The 4,830-nt window shown below is 64.3% G+C and carries 1 protein-coding gene; it reads left to right on the top strand.

Annotated features, from left to right (window positions below; genetic code table 11):
* On the top strand, nt 1-4,830 hold a 4,830-nt coding region (locus AC09SL_RS29295), incomplete at both ends, for an amino acid adenylation domain-containing protein (RefSeq protein ID WP_479571979.1).

Genomic DNA, 4,830 nt, shown 5'->3' with positions numbered 1-4,830 from the left:
CGGCTGGCGACGTTGTCACGCAACTGGCCAGCCGTTTCGATGCGCGGCACAGTCGCCTGGATTTGGGCCGGGCGCCGCTGTTGCACCTGGCTTACGCACGGGATGAGGCCCAGGATCGCTGGGTCGCGATTTTGTTGTTCCATCACCTGGCCCTGGACCACACCGCCCTGGACGTGATGCAGCACGAGATGCAACTGCACCTGCTGGGCGAGGACGGCCAGTTGGGCGAAGCGATGCCTTATCGCAACTACGTGGCCCAGGCCCGCCTGGGGGCGAGCGAAGAGGAACACGAAGCATTTTTCCGCGACATGCTCGGCGATATCGACGAGCCGACACTGCCCTTTGGTTTGCAGGACGTGCAGGGTGAGGGGCACGGCATTGATGAAGTTCGCCAGTCGGTGGACCTGACGTTGTCCAGGCGCCTGCGGACACAGGCACGTCACCTGGGAGTGAGTGCCGCCAGCCTGGTGCACCTGGCCTGGGCCCAGGTGTTGGGCAAGGTATCCGGCAAGCAGGAGGTGGTGTTCGGTACGGTCCTGTTAGGTCGGATGCAGGGCGGCGACGGCGCCGACCGTGCCTTGGGCATGTTCATCAACACCCTGCCGTTGCGGGTGGACGTGGGCGCCCAGGATGTGCGCAGCGGCGTCAAGGCCACTCACGGGCGACTGACTGCGTTGCTGGGCCACGAACATGCGTCGCTGGCACTGGCGCAACGCTGCAGTGGCGTGGTCGCGCCGACGCCGCTGTTCAGCGCCTTGCTCAATTACCGTCACAGTGCGGTCCAGGTGACTCAGGACGCCTTGTCGGCGTGGAGCGGGATCAACGCGCTGCGTGGTAATGAGCGGACCAACTATCCGTTGACCCTCAATGTCGATGACCTGGGTGACGGCTTCTTCCTTACCGCGATGGTCGATACGGCCATCGGTGCGCAGCGTATTTGCGATTACATGCAGGTGGCTTTGGAAAACCTGGTCGTGGCCTTGGAGCAGGCACCGCAAACCCCGTTGCACGCCTTGGCGATCCTGCCATCGGCCGAGCGTCGGCAATTGCTGGAAACCTGGAACGCCACCGACGCCACGTATGCCGACGATACCCTGATCCATCGGCAAGTCGAGGGCTGGGCCGCGTCTCAACCCGACGCCGTGGCCGTCGTGCATGAAGACCAGGCATTGACCTACGGCGAGCTCAATGCCCGCGCCAACCGACTTGCCCACAGCCTGGTGGCCGAGGGTGTTCGTCCGGACGACCGAGTGGCAATTTGTGTCGAGCGTGGTCTGGACATGATCGTTGGCCTGCTGGGCATCCTCAAGGCCGGTGCGGGCTATGTACCGCTGGACCCGGCTTATCCACCCGAGCGCATCGCCTACATGCTGGATGACAGCAGTCCCGTGGCGATGGTGACCCAGTCGCAATGGCGCGACAGCCTGCCGGTATTGGCGGTGCCCACCTTGGTGCTCGACCCGACCGACGCCGGCGAAATGAGCCAGCAGCCGCGGCACAATCCCGACGTGGCGGGCCTGAATGCCAGCCACCTGGCCTACGTGATCTACACCTCCGGCTCCACCGGCCTGCCCAAGGGCGTGATGGTCGAACACCGCAACGTCGCGCGGCTGTTTTCGGCGACCCAACCGTGGTTCGAGTTTGGCCCGCAGGACGTGTGGGCGCTGTTCCATTCCTTTGCCTTCGACTTCTCGGTCTGGGAAATCTGGGGCGCCTTGACCCACGGCAGTCGCTTGCTGGTGGTGCCACAGCTGGTCAGCCGTTCACCGCAGTACTGCTACGCGTTGTTGTGCGACGCTGGCGTCACCATTCTCAACCAGACACCGAGCGCTTTCCGCCAACTGATTGCGGCCCAGGGTGAAAGCGACCTGAACCACAGCCTGCGCAAGGTGATCTTCGGTGGCGAAGCCCTGGAAACCGGCATTCTCAAGCCGTGGTATGCCCGCCAGGCCAATGCCCGGACGCAACTGGTGAACATGTACGGCATCACCGAAACGACGGTGCATGTGACCTATCGTCCGCTTGAAGCGGCCGACGCGCAGTTGGCCGGTGTCAGCCCGATTGGCAAGCGCATTCCCGACCTGCAACTGTACGTACTCGATACTCAGCGCGAGCCTGTACCGGTAGGGGTGGTGGGGGAGATGTACGTGGGCGGCGCAGGTGTCAGTCGCGGTTACTTGAACCGTGACGAGTTGACCGCCGAGCGTTTCCTCGCCAACCCGTTCAACCCCGAGCCGGACGCGCGGATGTACAAGACCGGTGACCTGGGTCGCTGGTTGGCGGACGGCAGTATCGAATACCTGGGGCGCAACGACGACCAGGTAAAAATCCGCGGTTTCCGTATCGAATTGGGCGAGATTGAAGCCAAGCTGGCCGCGTGCAACGGTGTGCGAGAAGCCGTGGTGGTGGCGCGCCAGGATACGCCGGGCGATCAGCGCCTGGTGGCCTATGTGATTGCCGAGGAGGGCGAACCGCCGTCCGCGGCCGAACTGCGCGATGAACTGCTCGGTTCGCTGGCCGAATACATGGTACCCAGCGCATTCGTGATGTTGACGGTGTTCCCGTTGACCACCAACGGCAAGCTGGACCGCAAGGCCTTGCCGGTGCCGGACCAGTCGTCGGTAGTGACCCGTGAATACGAAGCCCCTCAGGGCGAGGTCGAGATCGCTATTGCCGCTATCTGGCAGGACCTGCTGCACGTGGAACGGGTCGGCCGCCACGATCATTTCTTTGAAATGGGCGGTCATTCGTTGCTGGCAGTGAAATTGATCGAGCGCATGCGCCAGATCGACCTCGCCGCCGACGTACGCGTGCTGTTCGGCCAGCCGACGCTGGCGGCGCTGGCCAGTGCGGTGGGCGGCAGCCAGGAAGTCCAGGTGCCGGCCAACCGTATCCCGGACGATTGTGCGCGGATCACGCCAGACCTTTTGCCCCTGGCCACGTTGAGCCAGGACGAGATCGACTGCGTCGTGGCGACGGTGCCGGGTGGCGTGGGCAATGTGCAGGACATCTATGCCCTGGCGCCGCTGCAGGAGGGGATCTTGTATCACCACCTTGCGGCCGCCAAAGGCGACCCCTATCTGCAATACGTGCTTTTCGCTTTCGACAGCCGGGCCCACTTGAACTTTTTCGCCGAGGCTCTGCAAAGCGTGGTGTCCCGGCATGACATCCTGCGCACCGGGGTAGTCTGGGAAGGCTTGGAGGAACCGGTCCAGGTGGTCTGGCGCGAGGCGCAACTGGGCCTCGATGAAATCGCCTTGGACGCGGCAGCGGGGGATATCGCCGAGCAACTGCGCGAACACCTGGATCCGCGTCACCACCGCCTGGACATTCGCCTGGCGCCGATGATGCGGATCGGTTATGCCCAAGACGTGGCGAACAATCGCTGGGTCGGCATGCTGCTGTTCCACCACATGGTCGACGACGCGACCTCCCTGGGCATGCTCACCGCAGAAATAGGTGCGCACATGGCCGGGCGGGGGCAGCAATTGGCGGCATCGGTGCCGTATCGAAACTACGTGGCACAGGCGCGGCTGGGGGTTAGCCGCGAGGAGCACGAGGCCTTCTTCCACGAGATGCTGGGGGATGTGACCGAGCCGACGCTGCCCTTCGGCCTGCAGGACGTGCAAGGTGACGGGCACGGTATCGAGGAAGTCCGCCAACCGGTCGATGCCCGGCTGGGTGAGCGTCTGCGGATCCAGGCGCGCCAGCTCGGCGTCAGCGCGGCAAGCTTGTATCACCTGGCGTGGGCGCAGGTGCTGGGCAACGTCTCGGGCCAGGACGACGTGGTCTTCGGCACCGTGTTGCTGGGGCGCATGCAGGGTGGTGAAGGGGCCGACCGTGCGCTGGGGATGTTCATCAATACCTTGCCGCTGCGGGTGAGCCTGGGCGCACACGGTGTGCGCGCTGCCGTCAAGGCGACCCATGCGCGCTTGACCGCGTTGCTGGGGCACGAGCATGCCTCGCTGGTCCTGGCGCAACGCTGCAGTGGCGTAGCCGCGCCGGCGCCGCTGTTCAGCGCGCTGCTCAACTATCGCCACCTCGGTGCGCAGACGGCTTCCAGCGAGGCCATCGCCGCCTGGGACGGTATCCAGACTTTGGAAGGTGAAGAGCGCACCAACTATCCGCTGACGTTGTCGGTGGATGACTTGGGCGAGGGCTTCAACCTGACGGTCATGGCTCAGGCGCCGATTGGCGCCGAGCGTGTGTGCGGCTACGTGCAATGTGTCGTGGAAAACCTGGTGCAGGCGCTGGAACAGTCACCCTTGGCCCCATTGAGCGGGTTGAAGATGCTGCCAGCGGCCGAGCGCCGAGCATTGCTCGAAGCCTGGAATACAACAGAGGCGACCTATGCCCATGACGCGCTGATCCATCGCCAGTTCGAGGCCCAGGTCGCGACGCAACCCGACGCGGTGGCGGTGGTGTTCGAGGAGCAGGCACTGACTTACGGCGAACTCAACGCCCGGGCAAACCAGGTCGCTCATCGCCTGCTGGCACTGGGTATTCGTCCGGATGACCGGGTGGCGATCTGTGTCGAGCGCGGTCTGGACATGATCGTTGGCCTGCTGGGCATTCTGAAGTCCGGCGCTGGTTATGTGCCGGTGGACCCGGCCTATCCGGCGGAACGCATCGGCTACATGCTGCGTGACAGTACGCCGGTTGCACTGTTGGCCCAAGCCGCTACGCACCCGTTGTTGGCTGGCGTCTCGGTGCCGGTGCTGCAACTCGATGACGGCGGCTGGCAGGACGAATCCGTCGCCAACCCACAAGTGCCTGGCCTGGCCGCCAATCACCTGGCCTATGTGATCTACACCTCGGGTTCGACCGGGT

It is taken from the genome of Pseudomonas sp. PF05, assembly GCF_056521845.1.
Note: the sequence above shows the minus strand (reverse complement) of the source record. Positions and strands in the feature narration are given on the sequence as shown.